This is a genomic window from Brevibacillus humidisoli, assembly GCF_020923435.1.
Taxonomy (GTDB): domain Bacteria; phylum Bacillota; class Bacilli; order Brevibacillales; family Brevibacillaceae; genus Brevibacillus_E; species Brevibacillus_E humidisoli.
The window spans coordinates 4137472-4153348 of record NZ_CP087263.1; the positions used below are offsets into that span (position 1 = coordinate 4137472).

The window sequence follows — 15877 nt, forward strand, 5'->3', positions numbered from 1 at the left end:
CAATGGAACCGTTTGGCATGATCTGTCAGACAGGGTTTCGATAACGCAAAGTGGTTGTGAACGTGATCATTTGAACGACCAGCAGCACCGAAAAGACGCTGCGCATACTTTCCAACGAATCGATCGCATCGGGTCTCCACATGAAAGCGGCAATTGCCGGCCCCAGTGCAAAGCCAAGCTGACGAAGCAGATTGGTGATCGCGCTGCTCACCCCTAGATAATCATGCAAAGTGGCTGCCATGATTGCCACGTTGGCCGGTGAAGCGAACAATCCCTGTCCAAAACCAATCAAGACAAAGCGAAGCATCACATCTGCGATCGACCAATCGGGCTGTAAAGGGAGCAGCAAGGCCAGACCGAGGAGCCCCATAGCTGCACCTATCATCGCCGCAAGCCTTGAACCCATACGATCTGTTATGATGCCTCCGATTTGGGAAGCAGCCATCATCGATACCGGCACAGCCAGTACTGCAAACCCTGCCTGAGCGGGACTCAGTCCCATATCGATCTGCAAAAAGAAGGCAGCTATAAAACCAAGGCCGCTTCCTGCAATGGAACTAGCGATAACCCCAGCCAAGGGCAGCGTAAAGTCGCCTTTCCCAAACATAGCAGGGGGAACGAGCGGATGCCGGACCCGCTTCTCAATCAACGGAAACGACAGCAGCAGACAAACGCCAGCAATCAAGAATAAAAGTGATAGGTCGTAGCTGCTTGTCAGTCCCAACAACAGAAGAAGCGCACCCGCTGAGAGAGCGATCGAACCGACAAAGTCATACGGTTGATGCCGTTTCGTTGTATCATTCGGCAAAAGGCGCCACATCAACAGCAGCGCCACCAGGCAGAATGGCACGTTTACAAAAAATACGCTTTGCCATCCCCAGGCTTCCGTCAACAAACCTCCCAATCCGGGACCGGCAATCCCTCCAAGCGGACCGATGGTTCCAACAACAGCCATGGCTTTGCCGCGTTCATGGCCCACCACCTGTTTTGGTAAGGAGTTCCTATCATCTCGCTCTGCTGTCTCACCTGCTTCTTCACCCTTTCTACCTTATTATTAGAATTCGAACTATTAAGTTAGAATTCGAACTAAATCAGCGTGTCTTTGCAACAACTTAGAATTCTAACCAATAGGGAGCAACCAATCCGATTGCTCACGATTCGTACAATTGGACAATCTTGCGAAGCGTCTTTTTTACCTGTTCCAGTTCCTCTGCCGGGATGACCTGCCGCAGCTGCTCTTCTCCCGCTTCGCCCAACCGCAAAGCTGGTTCGATCACCTTTTTTCCTGCCTCGGTGATGAAGATTTGCTTGATACGGGCATCTTCAGGATGCTGGCGTCGTTTCACCCATCCTTTTTTCTCCATCCCGTTGATCAAGCTTGTAACACTAGGCGCTTCAATCATCAGAGCATCCTCCAGTTGGGAGTGGGTCATCCCGGGGCGATAGTAGAGCTGCCCGAGCGCTGCCCACTGGGGGTGTGTCAGGCCTAGCTGCCGCAGCTCTCCTTCAAGCTGACGACGCATCACTAGGTATGCTCTTTTCAGCCAGTGGCCGGTGAGTCCTCCTCTTTCCTGCCACGGCAGCTGCTGCAGCGATTCGTTGGTTTCCTTTTTCATAGCCAACCTTCTCAACGATTAGTTAGAATTCTAAGCGTTATTGTATTATGCCGTTCTGGGATTGTCAATTACACCTTGACTGTCTCCATTCCGTACAAAAAAAGAGAGCCGAAATAGCTCTCTCCCTAGCTACTGCATCCCTTTTTTCACCCATCCGGCAACTGTTACGACCCGTTTGGCTTGATGTTGTACCGCTCCACGCACATCCTCTTTCATGTTTCCATCCTGGTCTACCGAGACACTGGTTCCATACGGATTTCCTCCGGCAGTAAAGATCGATTGGTCGGTATAGCCGGGTGCAACCACAATCGCCCCCCAGTGATACATCGTCGTATACAGCGAAAGAATGGTTGCTTCCTGTCCACCGTTCGGATTTTGCGCCGAAGTCATCGCGCTGACCACTTTGTTCACCAGTTTTCCCTGAAACCACAGTCCTCCCGTCTGATCCAGGAACTGTTTCATTTGAGAAGCAACGTTGCCGAAACGGGTGGGGGTGCTGAAGATAATCGCATCCGCCCACTCCAAGTCGTTCATCGTAGCGATAGGGACGTTTGCGGTTGCTTCCACATGTGCCTTCCATGCAGGATTGCCGGCGATCGCTTCCTCCGGTGCAAGCTCGGCCACCTTCAGGATCTTTACTTCTGCCCCTGCCTCTTTCCCCCCTTCTGCGGCCCATTGGGCCATCTGATAGTTGGTTCCCGTGCTGCTGTAGTAAATGACCGCGAGATTGACGGACATGGATGATCCCTTCTTTCTGCGCAAGTTTTTTCCACACAAGTAAATTGTTCCTTAAGAGTTCTCGCTTTATACGACTTGAGTCAGCATCCGACCGTATCTCCTATGGGGTAATCGAGTCCTCCCGTCAGCATTCCCGATAAAGTTACAATCTTAGCGGTATCTTCGCTTCAATCTCTGACAATTCTTTTGTCTGCTGTTTCTTATAATGAAAGAAAAACGTGAAGCGGTGAGCATAGATTATGAAGCAATCTGGGAGAATCACTCAGATCCATCATCAGCTCTCTGAGGAAAAGCGAACCGATCCAGAATGGTCTTCCGTGCATCTGTACTTCTATCGCTTTACTGGCGGAAATACCAGTGAGACAGACGAAATGGTAGAACAGTTGCTCTCTTTCAAGCAGCAGAAAGGTCTCGTATTTGGCCTCTTTCGTTACCCTTTTCGGTTCGAAGGTCAAAAACGGAGCCGTCTCCCACATCGATCGCGTGTAGGGGGCTGTCGTGCAAAAAAAGAGCTGCCTGTTCGAGACATCTCCCGCAACACAGACAGCTCGTTCTTATTTATTTTATGCCTGCTTCAATCTCTTTGACCATCTCCGCAACGGAAATCAAACCGCCGCCAGACAAGTACCAGTAGTTAGGGTCCAAATAGATGATATGATTGTTTTTAAACGCTTTGGTGTTCTTCATCAGTTCATTCTCCACCACTTGCTTCGCCGCCGATTCACCGCCTACGACTGCATCGCGGTCGACGACAAACAGGTAGTCAGGGTCTTTCTCGACGATATATTCAAAAGAGATGCTTTGACCATGCGTGGATGCCTCAATGTTCTCATCCACCGGAGGCACACCAAACACATCATGGATCAAGCCAAAGCGAGAACCTGCTCCATACGCGCTAACTTTGCCGCCTGTGGTGAGGATGATCAGCCCGTTTTTGCCGCTGGTCGAAGCTTTGTCATGCAGACTCTTGATCGACTCATCGATCTTGGCCAACTCTTCTTCCACAGCCGACTCTTTGCCAAACAGCTGCCCGATCAGCTTCGCATTTTCCTTGAAGGATTCCATGTACCGATTGGTATCCACTCCGACAAATACGGTAGGGGCAATCTCCGACAACTCTTCATAAGCCTCTGACTGCCGTCCGGAGATGAGAATCACATCTGGACCGATTTGATTGATTTTCTCAAAATCCGGCTCTTTTAGACTTCCTACATTTTCGTATTTGGCATCTTTATACTTTTCCAGATAGGATGGCAGGGAATCCTGTGGCACACCTGCTACCTCAATCCCCAGTTTATCCAGTGTGTCCAGCGCCCCCATGTCGAAAACAACGACCTTCTGAGGATTTTTCTTAACTTTCGTCTCGCCCAACTGATGTTTGATCGTTAGCTCTTCACTTCCAGCAGCAGCTCCGGTACTGTCGCTTCCGCCCGATGTGCTGGCTGCAGTTGTTTGTCCTCCTTCACTGCCGACAGGTGCTGACGAGCTGGTCGTGCTGCATGCGGCAGCCACGAGAGCCAACACCAGCATCATGAGAATCAAAGACCATCTTTGTTTCATTTGAGTCACTCCCCAAAATAGTATGGTTTCATATATGTGATTTTGATCGTGCCGCCAAAACCGAACAGTTGCTGATTTGCACAGTTATCCATTTCTGTCGCTTTATGTAAGCAAAAGGGATGTGCAGAGCCTACAGCATGTATCGCATGGCCGGACGACCAAAATTGTCACCCGTACAGCGGAAACAATGATCAGGTAAAATAGATGCAGATTTTGTTCTGATTGATCTCCTCGATCGGGATGTCCATATCATAAATCTCTTGCAGGATCGGTCGCGTGATAATCTGATCGGTCGGTCCCTCGTTCACCACTTTGCCATCCTTCAGTGCAACGATGTAGTCGGAATAACAAGAGGCGAAGTTGATATCGTGGATCACGATCACGATCGTTTTCCCCAGTTCATCTGCCAACCTTCTCAATACTTTCATGATTTGCACGGAATGTTTCATATCCAGGTTGTTGAGCGGCTCATCCAGGAGGATGTACTCCGTATTTTGGGCAATTACCATGGCGATGTAGGCTCTCTGCTTTTGTCCGCCGCTCAGTTGATCGAGGTACTTCTCCTGGATATCGCCCAGTTCCATGTATTCAATCGCTTCGTTGATGTGTTTCCAGTCCTCCTGGGAGAGTCTCCCCTGGGAATACGGAAAGCGTCCAAAGCTGACCAAATCCCGAATCGTCAAGCGGATGTTGATATGGTTCGATTGCTTCAGGATGGAGATCTTCTTGGCCAGATCGTTGCTTTTCCACTGGCTGATCTCTGTGCCATTGATCCAGATCTCTCCCTGATCCTTCCCAATCAAACGGCTCATCATCGACAGCAAGGTGCTTTTCCCCGCTCCATTTGGGCCGATAAAAGAAGTGATCTTTCCTCTGGAGATCTCGACAGATACGTTGTCGACCACGTTTTTATGTCCATAGCGCTTGGAAACGTTTTTCACCACTACCATGACTTATTCTCCTTTAAGAGAAGATACAAAAAGTAGACGCCGCCGATAAAGTTGATAATCACGCTTAACGTGGTGGAGAAGGTGAACACCCGCTCTACGATCAACTGACCGCCCACCAGGGCGACGATACTGATCAGAATGGAGCCGACCAACAGGTACTTATGCTGATACGCTTTTAAGAACTCATGCGCGATGTTGGCCACCAGCAGTCCCAAGAACGTGATCGGTCCGACCAAAGCCGTCGATATCGATATCAGGACGGCGATTCCGATCAGCAGCCTTTTGACCACATAGTCATAGTCTATTCCCAGATTGATCGCCTGTTCCCGCCCCAGTGAAAGGACGTCCAGGTATTTGATATACCTCGCAAAGTAGACGGCTGCCAGAAGCAGAACGACGATCGAAATCAGCAGCAAATCCGTATTGACGTTGTTAAAACTGGCAAACATTTTGTCCTGTATGATCAAAAACTCGTTGGGATCGATCAGCACCTGCATAAACGTGGAAATGCTCTCAAAAAAGGTGCCGAAGATCAATCCGATCAAGAGCAGAAAGTAGATGTTTTGTCCTTCCCGTTTAAACAGCAATTTGTACAGCACTCCGGCAAATAGAACCATCAGCGCAACGGAAAGGAGAAAGTTGATGTTCTTATCCATCACCGTCAGGCTGGTCGAGCCGAACACAAAAATGATAAAGGTCTGAATCAACAGGTAAAGCGAATCCAAGCCGATCATGCTGGGTGTCAAAATGCGGTTATTCGTAATCGTCTGAAACACCATGGTGGAGAAAGCGATGGCACCACCGGTCAGGACGATCGCCAGGATCTTTTTCCCTCTCTTCGGCAGGGCGTAATCCCAGTTGGGACCGATGTCGATCAATAAAAACATGGCGATGAATACGGCTGCGAGAATAGCAAGCATGCTGATCTTGGCTTTATAGTCCATATGTCCTTCTCCTCATGAGCAAGTAAAGAAAGATGCCGCTGCCGATGACGCCAACCATCAGACCGATCGGAATCTCATAAGGATAGATGATCAGCCGGCCCAGGATATCACAGAACAAGAGGAATACGGCTCCCAGCAAAGCGGTATGGATCAGGCTTTTTTTCAGATTATCGCCATGATAAATGGTGACGATGTTGGGGATGATCAAGCCTAAAAAAGGCAGCATGCCAACGGTCAGGACAACAACCGATGATACCAGGGCGACGATGATTAAGCCAATGTTGACCACTTGCTTGTAACGCAGGCCCAGGTTGACGGAAAACTCTTCCCCCATCCCCGCGATCGTGAACCGATTGGCAAACAGGTACGCAACGATCACAAGCGGAACACTGATCAGGATCAGTTCATACCGCCCCTTCATGATCATCGAAAAATCTCCATGCAGCCATGAGGAGATATTCTGAATCAGATCATACTTGTAAGCAAAAAAGGTGGTCATCGAACTGACGATACTGCCAAACATCAAACCGACAAGCGGGATAAAAATCGTGTCCTTGTACTTCACCCTCTCCAGTATCTTCATAAAGAGAAAGGTGCCGAGCAAGGCAAAGACAAAGGCAACCAGCATCTTCTGCAACGGGCTTGCTGAAGTAAACAAAATCATCGAAACCAAGATGCCGAAGCGGGCCGAATCCATCGTTCCGGCAGTCGTAGGCGATACGAATTTGTTCTGGCTCAGCTGCTGCATGATCAAACCGACAATGCTCATGCTGATGCCGGCGACAATGAGGCTGATCAACCGAGGCAGCCTGCTGATCAGCAAGATCTGGCTCTGTTCTTTGCTTAGACTGAACAAGTCAAAAGGAGTAAGCTCTTTTACCCCAACAAAAATGGAAATGATCGATAGGACAATCAACGCTGGAATCAGGTATCTCTTTTTCATAACGCTTCCTTACTCTGCCTCTACGTCGAGGAGTTGTCGTATGTAAAATCCACAATAATGATATTCATTATCATTTAGAATGATAACGCTCCTCACCGAAAATGTCAACCGGTAAAACAGGCATGACACTTGTTGAATGCTGATCCCTATCCCCTGGATCTTCAATTGTCGAAAAATAGACAAACAGATAAGCAAAGGGAGCGTACAAAAAGAGGATTGTCAGGAAGGTTTGCAGCTAAAGGTTTGCAGCCCGGCGAGGCACTCCTAGGAGAGTTCTGCGGTTCCTGTCTCCGTCTTTTGCGAAGCTTCTGGCTTTTGTCGGCACTCATGCGAAAGCGGCAGAATGATTCCCATTCCGATCACTAGCAACATGGCCGCCAACTGATAGACAGCAACAATCGACAGCAGTGATGTCAGCCAACCGGTAGCGCTCATCGTGACGATCATGGAGGCCAAAAACAGCGGAGACAGCAGACCGTTGACGCGCCCAACAAACGACTGTTCCGTGTTTTGCAGCATAATCATGCTCAGCGCCATCTGAATGAAAGGCAGCATAAGACCACTGCAAAACTGGGCGGCTAGTGTAAACCAGATGTTGGTGGACCATCCCGTGACGGAGACGCTCACCGCTGATATCGCCATTCCTGTAACCAGTATCCTGAGAGGGGCCATCTTTTTTCCCGCCACCAGCATCAAGATACCGCCCATCACCATGGCTGCTCCATTCGCAGCGGTAAAACACTGGATAGCTTCCTTTGGCAGAGACAGGCGATCGGTCACCACAAAAATGCCCAGCGGCTGAATCAAACCAAGCGCCAAGCCTGCGACAACGTAACCCGCCGCCATCCGCACCAGGACGTTGCTGGACCATACATAACGCAGTCCTTCTGCCAATTCTTGACGGAAGCTTGCCGGTGTTTTTTCTTTCTCAACTGGTTGATCGGGCGGCAAGAAAGCAAGAGCGGCAGCAGACAGCAGAAAGGCTGCACACATGACCCCAACGGAGAAGTGAATGCCAAAATGTTGATACACTAAGGTGCCCAGGATTGGGCCAATCATGGCAAACTGGGCAAATACGGCTTGATTGACGGCAATAGCGGACTGGACTTGCTCGTCCGACAGGTGGAGTTTCAGCAATTTTAAAGCAGCGGGCTGGGAGAATTGCGCTGTTATGGCAGAGATGAACGCAGCGAAAAATACGGCTTCCCACATCCCAAACAATAGCGTCGGCAAGAGAGCGAAAACCGACAAGGAGCTTAACACATCGCAGCCAATGATGGTCGGCTTGAGACGCCAGCGATCGGCAAACATCCCGCCAACAAACGAAAACAGCAGCATGGGCACATATTGAACAATCCAAATCATGGAGACAGCAAATGGATCACCGTTGGATTGCTCCATCACAAACAATAACACAGCATAATTGCGCACCCAGATTCCAACCTGCAAAAACAGGACGGAGAGTAGTAGTATTCTGAATACCTTGTTGTGCAGAATTCCGTTTTTTCCCAAGGGGAGTGTTGGCATGTTGCCTACCAGCCCTTCAGTAAAAATCGCAAGTCGCTTGCTCACGAAGAAAGAAACCTCAAAGCGATCAAGCCCTTTGAGGTCTCAGTCTCTCACAATAGCTCGTCAAGTCTTCCATTGTGGCTACGAAAAGGTCTTCCACACCGAAGTTGGTTTTCGATGTCGACGCGAGCGTGGAAAACTTGGAAAAAAGCTTGCGAAAGTACGGGTTATTGCCTGGGACATAAAATTCTATTTCTTTCACACCAACTTCCGCCCTGCTCAAATGATCGATCACATGGCGGAGCAGGTTGTAGAAAAGCCTGGTCTTTCTATGTTCCTCGGCGATGCAGATGGTCTCAATACGAACCCGGCTTTTGTCTGCAAACTCCCTCTCCGGCGTTCCGTACACATAGCCGACCACCGCAATGACCTCATTTCGTTCGTTGAACCCAACGACGAGTTCACCAAACTTCAACTGACCATTGAGAAAGGCCAAAACCGTACCGAATCTGCACGCGGGATAACAGTCTCGCCTGTGGCGTAACACAAAATCAATGCACTTCTCATATTCGGCATCGTTTTGACACGTGACAACAGTAACCATCGGATCAACCTTTCCGAAAGCAATTTATAAACGGCTAGAATCCGTACTCCTCTGCAGACATCTTCAAAACTCCAAACGTTTGATACAGGTTTCCATCAATCCGTTGCCTCTGTTCCATCCTGTAACCCCTGCCTGGCGAGAAGCCGATTGCAAAAATGAACGAAGTCGGAATACTTGACAGAATAAATATCCTCTATGCATGTATCGGCACGCTTTTGAGAGACTACGCTGGCAAATTTGCTGTACAATTTTCGCAAATAGGGGCTATCCGCTGTAGCATGAAACCGAACCTCTTCTGCTCCTGCTTCTCCAATGGCGTCGGCAACCCGCCGGAAACCGTGCAGAAACAGCTTCGATTTTCGATAGTCTTTGCGAAGCAGCAAGAGACTGATATCAACGACATGCTCGTCAAGATAATCGGCTTCCCTCGTGCCGATTGTATACACCAGCGTGCCGATTACTTCCCCTCGGTCGTTGAAGCCAAGCAGGATGTTCCCCTGTTCCACGCTCTTTTCAATTAATTGAAGAGCAACTCTCAGACTGTACGGACGAAAAAAATCTTCACGATTCTCAAGAAAAAACCTGGCAAACTGCTCGTATTCGGCATCGTTTTGACACGTGATGATGCTGTACCCCAATGCGCAAACCCCTTTACTGTAATGGGATAAATACATACCACTTGCAGGACTCAGTATAAATCCTCTCAAAACAAAAAGAATCTATCCAAAAGATAGATTCAGATTGCAGACAAACTCCCTCGCTGAACGAACAGCAGAGGGCGTTTGTTTAATAATTTGATGAAAATACCGAAGGTGTTTTGATCCTTCACCTTTTGGCGACCTGATTTCCATAGCCAGGTCGCCATTTTTTTTAAGTTCATGGCAGCGAAAACAAGCATCGCCTGCATCGTGACCTTCTCCAGTCCTCGTAAGGTCGTCCAACGCATGCCATGCTTTTCCTTCATATCAGCGAATACACGTTCAATCGTTTCTTTCCGTTTGCTATAGATTTGTTTGTTTTCCTCGGTATGCCGGAGGTGGTCTACCTCTTCGAGGTAATTAGCCCAGATGTGGCGACTCACTCTCTTTGTGTAGTCTTTACTTTCCGTGCATTGTTTCAAAAACGGACAACTTCGGCAAACTTGAGAATTTGATCGATAGATACGGTACCCATCCTTGTTTGTTGTCTCATATGTTAAGATTTGCTCGTTCGGGCAGATGTAGCAGTCGAAATATTCATCATACACATATTCGTGCTTTTTAAAAAAACCTTCTTTGGTGCGTGGTCTTGTGTAGGGCATAACGGGGCGAATCTGGTCATCAAGGAGTGTTTTACTGATGTAAGGCGTCTTGTATCCCGAGTCCACTGCCACAGCTTGAGGCTGTGCAAACGTCTGTCGCACTTGATTCAAAACATCCTCAAAAACCTGACTGTCATGCACATTGCCTGGCGTTACCCTGGCGCCAAGCACAAATCCATTTCGATCACATGCTGTATGAAAACTATAAGCAAAAACACGTTCTTTTTCCCCTTTTACAAACAATCCGCAATCCGGGTCAGTTGTGCTGACCTTCACCTCCTTCTTCGAAGTTACTGTCTTTTTTTCAAGGGGCTTCTTTCCATGTGCAATACGATCCTGATTGATTTCTTCGTCCAGTAGCTCTTGATATTTCTTGGCTTGTTCTTCAACGATTTCTTTCACGTATTTATGCTTATTCGCACTGGCTTTTACATGCGTAGCATCAATGAAAAGCACGTCAGGCTTCACGAATCCATGATGTACCGCCTCCTCCAATATGCGAAGGAAGATCGACTCGAAGAGTTGAGTATCCCGAAAACGGCGAACGTAGTTCTTACCTAGGGTCGTGAAATGTGGAATGGGCTGACTGAAGTCATAGCCAATAAACCACCGATAGGCGACATTGGTTTCGATCTCTTTAATCGTTTGTCGCATGGAACGAATTCCAAAAATATATTGGATGAAAGCAATTTTGACTAAGACTACAGGGTCAACACTGGGTCTGCCATTGTCATGACAGTAGAGGCTTTCCACCAAGTCATAGATGAATGAAAAGTCGATTGCATTTTCAATTTTTCTTACGAGATGATCTTTTGGCACCAACTCATCTAAAGAGAATGCAGATATCTGATAACGGCCCTCGGCCTCTTGCTTATTAAGCATAATGCCACCCCTAAAAAATAACTATTGAAAACGTAACATGTTCTATATTCAACAAAAAAGCCTGCAGACCCTGTTCCTTACGGAACTTTGTCTACAGGCTGAATCTATCCAAAAGATAGATTTCCGTGTACAGATCAAGATATTATATGATGCGTCAGTACGTAACCAAAACGTGGCGTTCGGCCAATAACAGAGAAGGCAGACACAATAATAGCACTGCTCGCATCTAAATGATAGATTTTTAGATTACAGACAAACTCCCTCGCTGCCGGAGCAGAAATGGGAGTTTGTCGGGTCAAATAAGCCGAAAACAAGGGAAACAGTGGCAAGTTCGTGACAAAAACAGAAACCCTGAAGTGTTTTAAGCCCTTTGAGGTCTCAACTCGTTGCAATACCTGGTCAAGTCTTCCATTGTTACGGTGAAAAGGTCTTCCAAACCGAACTTCGTCTGCGTCGTCACCTTGAGGGTTGCGAATTTGGAAAACAGCTTGCGCAAGTAAGGATCATTACCTGGGACATAAAACTCGATTTCCTCCACGCCAACCTCCGCCTGAATGAACGAAGTCGGAGTATTTTACAGAATAGCTATCCTCCGCATAAGTACCGCTCTGCTTTTGGGAGACTACCCCGGCAAATTTGCCGTATAATTGTCGCAAATACATACTATCGGAATTGGCATTAAACCGGATTTCTTCCGCTCCCGTTTGTCCGATCGACTCGGCTACCCGCCGGAAACCGTGAATAAAGAGTTTGGATTTTCGATAGTTTTTGTGAAGCAAAACAAAATTGATGCAAACAACATGATCATCCAGATAATTACATTCCTGGGTACCGATCGTAAACACAAGTGTTCCAATTACTTCTCCACGTTCATTGAAACCCAGCAGGATCTTTCCATCCCTCAAGCTCTTGCTTATGTAATGGACGGCTGCTTTCAGACTGTACGGATGAAGGAATTCCCGTCGATTCTCCAGAAAGAATCTGGCAAACTGCTCGTACTCGCTGTCGTTTTGACACGTAATGATGTTGTACCCCAATGTGCGAACCCCTTTACTATAATGGGATAAATACATACCGCTTGCAGGACTCAGTATAATTCCCCTCAAAACAAGAAGAATCTATCCAAAAGATAGAGATTTCCGTGTACAGAACAAGATTGGACGGGTCGAGTATGAACCCACTACCCGATGTTCGGGACAACAAGGATAGAGAACAAGCTTTTACCCGACACGCCAAGCGGGATAACGATCCCGCCTGGCGTCTCGCCCAAAAGCTCCATTACACCTGTCATCTTCGGACATTATTTCCGTCTTGTTTGTGCTGATGGACTCATGTCCTCAACGATATAGATTCCATTCAATACAGGTTGCATCGCCCCTTCACCTCCTTTCTTGACCAAGATGCGCCTGACAAGTCACAAAACGATCCTTCGACATGGACATACTCGCACATCCATTGTAGTCTACATAAAATGAAGAAGAATCTATCCAAAAGATAGATTCTGCAATACATCTGTTCCATATGGTTTTGTACACAGGTCATTTGTTGCCAGCTGTCCACGCCCGTCTCACCTGCTCGATCGCTTCCCAGCGCCCTTTGACCTGCAATTTATCGTAAATCCGGTGCAAATGGGTTTTCACAGTGCCCACGGATATATGCATGTGCTGAGCAATTTGCCGGTTTGACACCCCTTCCGCCAGAAGATGCAACACCTCCCGTTCTTTGTCCGTTAACAATTCGATTCCCGCTATTCCCAATGAACACGCTGCGGCAAGAAACTCGTTTCTGAATGTTTCGTTCAGGTGAGCCAGGTACCCAAGTGATGGCGCAGCATGTGCTGCTGGCAAACGATTCTCTTTTTTGTCATGTACACATATTTGCAATAGCTCAGCCACCGCTCCTCCTTCGTCCAAAAACGTGCGGAGATAGCCATCCGGTTCCGCCAGCGATAACGCTTCCGACATAATAGAGACGGCCTGCTTCATCTGCTTTCTTTTTTTGTTCAGCAAGCCATACAGCATCAGGATCTCGATCTGTTCCCCCAATCTTCCCTGTTGCTCAGCCAAGCGCTGCAAATGAGCCAGCCAGTATGCAGCTTCATCCCACTGCTCCAAGGCAATCAGCACACGAATCAACGACAGGGCTTGAAAGAGGTGGGCTGAGGGAATCTCTTCGTCCAATATCCAGGACCATTGTTCCCACCAGGCTTGCCGTTCGGCGGTGGACATCCGGTCGAGCCTGAAACGCAAAATCTGTGCCTCCCCAATGTCTGCCCAAAAGTGAAACTGGCTGTTTTGGAGCAGATCAATGGTTTTCTGCAAAAAGGCGATCGCCTGATCTGTTGAATACCGAATCGCATAGATTTTGGACAGCAGGACGGCAGCCGGAGCAATTACTTTCCCGCTGTTCTGTTGTTTTCCTATCTCATATCCTCTCCACGCAGCCTTTTCCGCCTCTTCTATTCTGTTCCATTCGTACATCACTTCACCTAGCCCGATGTAAAATATGCCGGTAAACGGCGAGAACGTGTGTTGCCATATTTCTATCATCTCAGCAAAAAACGTCTCCGCCCTGCGCAGTTTTCCTTGAATGCCGGTAAAAGCCCGCAGTATCGATATATCGCCTGTATCAATATCAACATGATGCAGCAAGACCGAATTCGGAATCGAGCGAAAATATTCACGAGAGTGGGCAACAGCAGCATCCAGGTCCGAGAGGTGATCCACCGCGGCGTAGCTTTTAATCAAATGGAGGTATCCTGCGTACTTGCTTGCTTCCTCCGCTGACCAAAACGGTTGACGGGATTCAAAAAAGCGCTCTGCACCAGCGATCTTGGGCTGCACCGATCGCCAGTCTTCCTTGATGGTGATGAAAAAGACGAGGGTAAAATAGAGATCAGGCCGCTCTTCCAACAGCTCTTCCGGCATGGCCGACAACCACCGATGCAGCGTCTCCCATCTGCCGCCGATCACCTCCGGCAATACCTCTTCGATCAGTCGAACCGCCTGCAGTTGATGATTCCCGGCTAAGTAATGTTCAATCGCTTCGACGGTATAGGCTTGTTCTTCAAACCATCGCGCCGCACGGTAGTGGAGTTCACTCCAGAGGTCGGGCTCCTCCTGGCGCAGAAGCCTTTGCAGAAAATCGGTAAACAGGTAGTGATACCTGTACCATTGTCGCGTCTCATCCAAGGAGATTAGAAATAGATTGGACAGCTCCAACTGCTGCAACATCTGCTGGCAATCTGCAGTTCCCGACACCAATTCGCACAATGGAGCACAGAAACGGTTTAGCACCGACGTTCGCTTCAGGAACGATTGAACGGAGTCGGTCTGCAAACGGAACACTTCCTGAAACATATAGTCCGCCAGATAACGGTGATTGCCCGTCAGCGTCCTGATCAGCCGGCGGTAATCACCACCTCTCTCCAAGGAAAGTGCCGCCAGCTTCATACCCGTAATCCATCCCTCCGTGCGTTGCAGCAGCTGCTCGATGTAAATGGCAGGCAGATCCAGCTTCATCATACGATAAAATGCTTTGCATTCCCCCATGGTAAAGTTCAAGTCGACCGTGTCCAGGCGGAGCAAACCATTTCTGGCTGCCAGTTGAGGCAAAGGCAGCGGCGGTTCGGTACGGCTTATGATCAGAAAGCGGATGTGCTCCGGCATCCGCTTGATAAAATAGGCGACTGATTCGTGAATCGAGGCGCTTTGTAATACATGGTAATCATCCAGGACGATAACAAGCCGGTCATGGAAATGACGCAATTCATTTAAAACCTGCACGAGAAAGGGATGAAAGAAAAGTGGTCGGGTATTGCTCAAGACCGGGATGATCGTCCGGAAAAGCCGGGTATGTGCTGTTCAATTGAAGCAGTCACACATCTCCAAAAGCGATAGAAGTCATCATCAAATGAATCAAGCGAAACCCATGCAATGGATACACCCGAGCGCTGCGCCCATTCGCCCACCAGCGTTGTTTTGCCGGAACCCGCTGGGGCACAAACCAGCGTCAGCTTTCCGTTCATTCCCTGATCAAGCTTGTTCATCAGGCGAGTTCGCGATATGATCCCGTGAGACATTTTGGGGATGTTCAATTTTGTTGAGACAATGTCGGTTCCTTTTGACACAATCAGCCCTCCCACAACGTTCACGCTCTCCGCTTCCTGCCACTACGGGCCCAATTAACAATATGTCCATCCTGTTAGGCCAGATCACCTATTCATTATTATAAGCAAGAAACGGATGCCGGGGTAATAGAGGTAAAACATTATTTACTACGTTCAGAGAACAGATTGCGGCCAAAAAGAAAAGAGACCAAGCCAAAACGGTTTGGTCACACACCTAGGGTCTTGCCTTCAGACAAAAATGTTCGCTGCTGATCAGGCAGAACTTAATGAAACTGGACATCGATTCTCCTTCTGCTATCTCCCTGCAGCTTCGGCATGCGGATTTCGAGAACTCCGTTCCGATACGTAGCTCGAACCCCTTCGGTGGAAACACTGTGGGGCAAGCCGATCGACCGTTGAAAACGGCCGACGAAACGTTCCTGCCTGTGTATCTGTTCTTCCTTTACCTCATTTACCCTGTTTACGCTTCCACTAATGGTCAGGATGTTGTTATCAATATCAATGTTCACATCCTCTTTCTTTTCCAATCCTGGTATGTCACAGGTTGCCACTACCTCATTTTCCGTTTCGTAAACATCTACGTTCAGATTGCCGAAGTACGGGGAGGTTGCCAAAGCGGGAAAGTCATTGGTAAAAAACCGATCCAATTGACGCCTCATATTTTCCAGTTGACGAAATGGTTCGTACGGAACCAAAGGCACT

General features: G+C 48.3%; 15 protein-coding genes. All 15 read right to left on the reverse strand.

Translation table 11 applies throughout. The annotated features are described in order from the left end of the window. Positions 1 to 25: 25 nt before the first annotated feature. The 15 genes from LOK74_RS20130 to LOK74_RS20200 all read right to left on the reverse strand — a co-directional run bounded on the left by LOK74_RS20130 (position 26) and on the right by LOK74_RS20200 (position 15876). Positions 26 to 955, reverse strand: coding sequence for an MFS transporter (locus LOK74_RS20130; protein WP_230043777.1), 930 nt, complete (start codon positions 953 to 955; stop codon positions 26 to 28). Positions 956 to 1151: 196 nt separating this feature from the next. Next, positions 1152 to 1616: a MarR family winged helix-turn-helix transcriptional regulator gene (locus tag LOK74_RS20135; protein ID WP_230043778.1), complete on the reverse strand. Its 465-nt coding sequence runs from the start codon at positions 1614 to 1616 to the stop codon at positions 1152 to 1154. A gap of 129 nt (positions 1617 to 1745) precedes the next feature. Further along, positions 1746 to 2354 (reverse strand): NAD(P)H:quinone oxidoreductase, encoded by a 609-nt coding sequence (wrbA, locus tag LOK74_RS20140; RefSeq protein WP_230043779.1) that lies wholly within the window; start codon positions 2352 to 2354, stop codon positions 1746 to 1748. A gap of 558 nt (positions 2355 to 2912) precedes the next feature. Next, positions 2913 to 3914, reverse strand: coding sequence for a siderophore ABC transporter substrate-binding protein (locus tag LOK74_RS20145; RefSeq protein WP_230043780.1), 1002 nt, complete (start codon positions 3912 to 3914; stop codon positions 2913 to 2915). 191 nt (positions 3915 to 4105) lie between these two features. Further along, positions 4106 to 4864, reverse strand: coding sequence for an iron ABC transporter ATP-binding protein (locus LOK74_RS20150; protein ID WP_230043781.1), 759 nt, complete (start codon positions 4862 to 4864; stop codon positions 4106 to 4108). Then, a complete protein-coding gene (locus tag LOK74_RS20155; protein ID WP_230043782.1) occupies positions 4858 to 5808 on the reverse strand; it encodes an iron chelate uptake ABC transporter family permease subunit in 951 nt (316 codons plus the stop codon). Before LOK74_RS20155 ends, LOK74_RS20150 begins: the two co-directional genes overlap by 7 nt. Continuing rightward, the gene (locus tag LOK74_RS20160) at positions 5798 to 6751 is read right to left on the reverse strand and encodes an ABC transporter permease (RefSeq protein ID WP_230043783.1); all 954 of its coding nucleotides are present in this window, start codon (positions 6749 to 6751) and stop codon (positions 5798 to 5800) included. Before LOK74_RS20160 ends, LOK74_RS20155 begins: the two co-directional genes overlap by 11 nt. Positions 6752 to 7015: 264 nt before the next feature. Further along, complete coding sequence (locus tag LOK74_RS20165) at positions 7016 to 8278, reverse strand: MFS transporter (RefSeq protein WP_230047073.1); 1263 nt, start codon at positions 8276 to 8278, stop codon at positions 7016 to 7018. A gap of 67 nt (positions 8279 to 8345) precedes the next feature. After that, complete coding sequence (locus tag LOK74_RS24435) at positions 8346 to 8864, reverse strand: GNAT family N-acetyltransferase (RefSeq protein ID WP_420908699.1); 519 nt, start codon at positions 8862 to 8864, stop codon at positions 8346 to 8348. Positions 8865 to 8959: 95 nt separating this feature from the next. After that, positions 8960 to 9502: a hypothetical protein gene (locus LOK74_RS20175; protein ID WP_230043784.1), complete on the reverse strand. Its 543-nt coding sequence runs from the start codon at positions 9500 to 9502 to the stop codon at positions 8960 to 8962. A 98-nt stretch (positions 9503 to 9600) separates the two neighbouring features. After that, positions 9601 to 11046: an IS1182 family transposase gene (locus LOK74_RS20180; RefSeq protein WP_230043785.1), complete on the reverse strand. Its 1446-nt coding sequence runs from the start codon at positions 11044 to 11046 to the stop codon at positions 9601 to 9603. Positions 11047 to 11552: 506 nt separating this feature from the next. Then, entirely contained in the window at positions 11553 to 12083 is a 531-nt protein-coding gene (locus LOK74_RS20185) for a hypothetical protein (RefSeq protein ID WP_230043786.1), read from the reverse strand. Positions 12084 to 12584: 501 nt separating this feature from the next. Beyond that, the gene (locus tag LOK74_RS20190) at positions 12585 to 14813 is read right to left on the reverse strand and encodes a winged helix-turn-helix domain-containing protein (protein ID WP_230043787.1); all 2229 of its coding nucleotides are present in this window, start codon (positions 14811 to 14813) and stop codon (positions 12585 to 12587) included. Between the two features lie 53 nt (positions 14814 to 14866). Continuing rightward, positions 14867 to 15199: a hypothetical protein gene (locus LOK74_RS20195; protein ID WP_230043788.1), complete on the reverse strand. Its 333-nt coding sequence runs from the start codon at positions 15197 to 15199 to the stop codon at positions 14867 to 14869. Between the two features lie 239 nt (positions 15200 to 15438). Beyond that, entirely contained in the window at positions 15439 to 15876 is a 438-nt protein-coding gene (locus LOK74_RS20200) for an Hsp20/alpha crystallin family protein (protein ID WP_230043789.1), read from the reverse strand. Between the last annotated feature and the right edge of the window lies 1 nt (position 15877).

Coding starts and splice junctions, on each gene's coding strand:
- LOK74_RS20165 (WP_230047073.1), bottom strand. CDS start 8,278: ATGCCAACACTCCCCTTGGGAAAAAACGGAATTCTGCACAACAAGGTA.
- LOK74_RS20145 (WP_230043780.1), bottom strand. CDS start 3,914: ATGAAACAAAGATGGTCTTTGATTCTCATGATGCTGGTGTTGGCTCTC.
- LOK74_RS20150 (WP_230043781.1), bottom strand. CDS start 4,864: ATGGTAGTGGTGAAAAACGTTTCCAAGCGCTATGGACATAAAAACGTG.
- LOK74_RS20135 (WP_230043778.1), bottom strand. CDS start 1,616: ATGAAAAAGGAAACCAACGAATCGCTGCAGCAGCTGCCGTGGCAGGAA.
- LOK74_RS20130 (WP_230043777.1), bottom strand. CDS start 955: ATGGCTGTTGTTGGAACCATCGGTCCGCTTGGAGGGATTGCCGGTCCC.
- LOK74_RS20180 (WP_230043785.1), bottom strand. CDS start 11,046: ATGCTTAATAAGCAAGAGGCCGAGGGCCGTTATCAGATATCTGCATTC.
- LOK74_RS20160 (WP_230043783.1), bottom strand. CDS start 6,751: ATGAAAAAGAGATACCTGATTCCAGCGTTGATTGTCCTATCGATCATT.
- LOK74_RS24435 (WP_420908699.1), bottom strand. CDS start 8,864: ATGGTTACTGTTGTCACGTGTCAAAACGATGCCGAATATGAGAAGTGC.
- wrbA (WP_230043779.1), bottom strand. CDS start 2,354: ATGTCCGTCAATCTCGCGGTCATTTACTACAGCAGCACGGGAACCAAC.
- LOK74_RS20155 (WP_230043782.1), bottom strand. CDS start 5,808: ATGGACTATAAAGCCAAGATCAGCATGCTTGCTATTCTCGCAGCCGTA.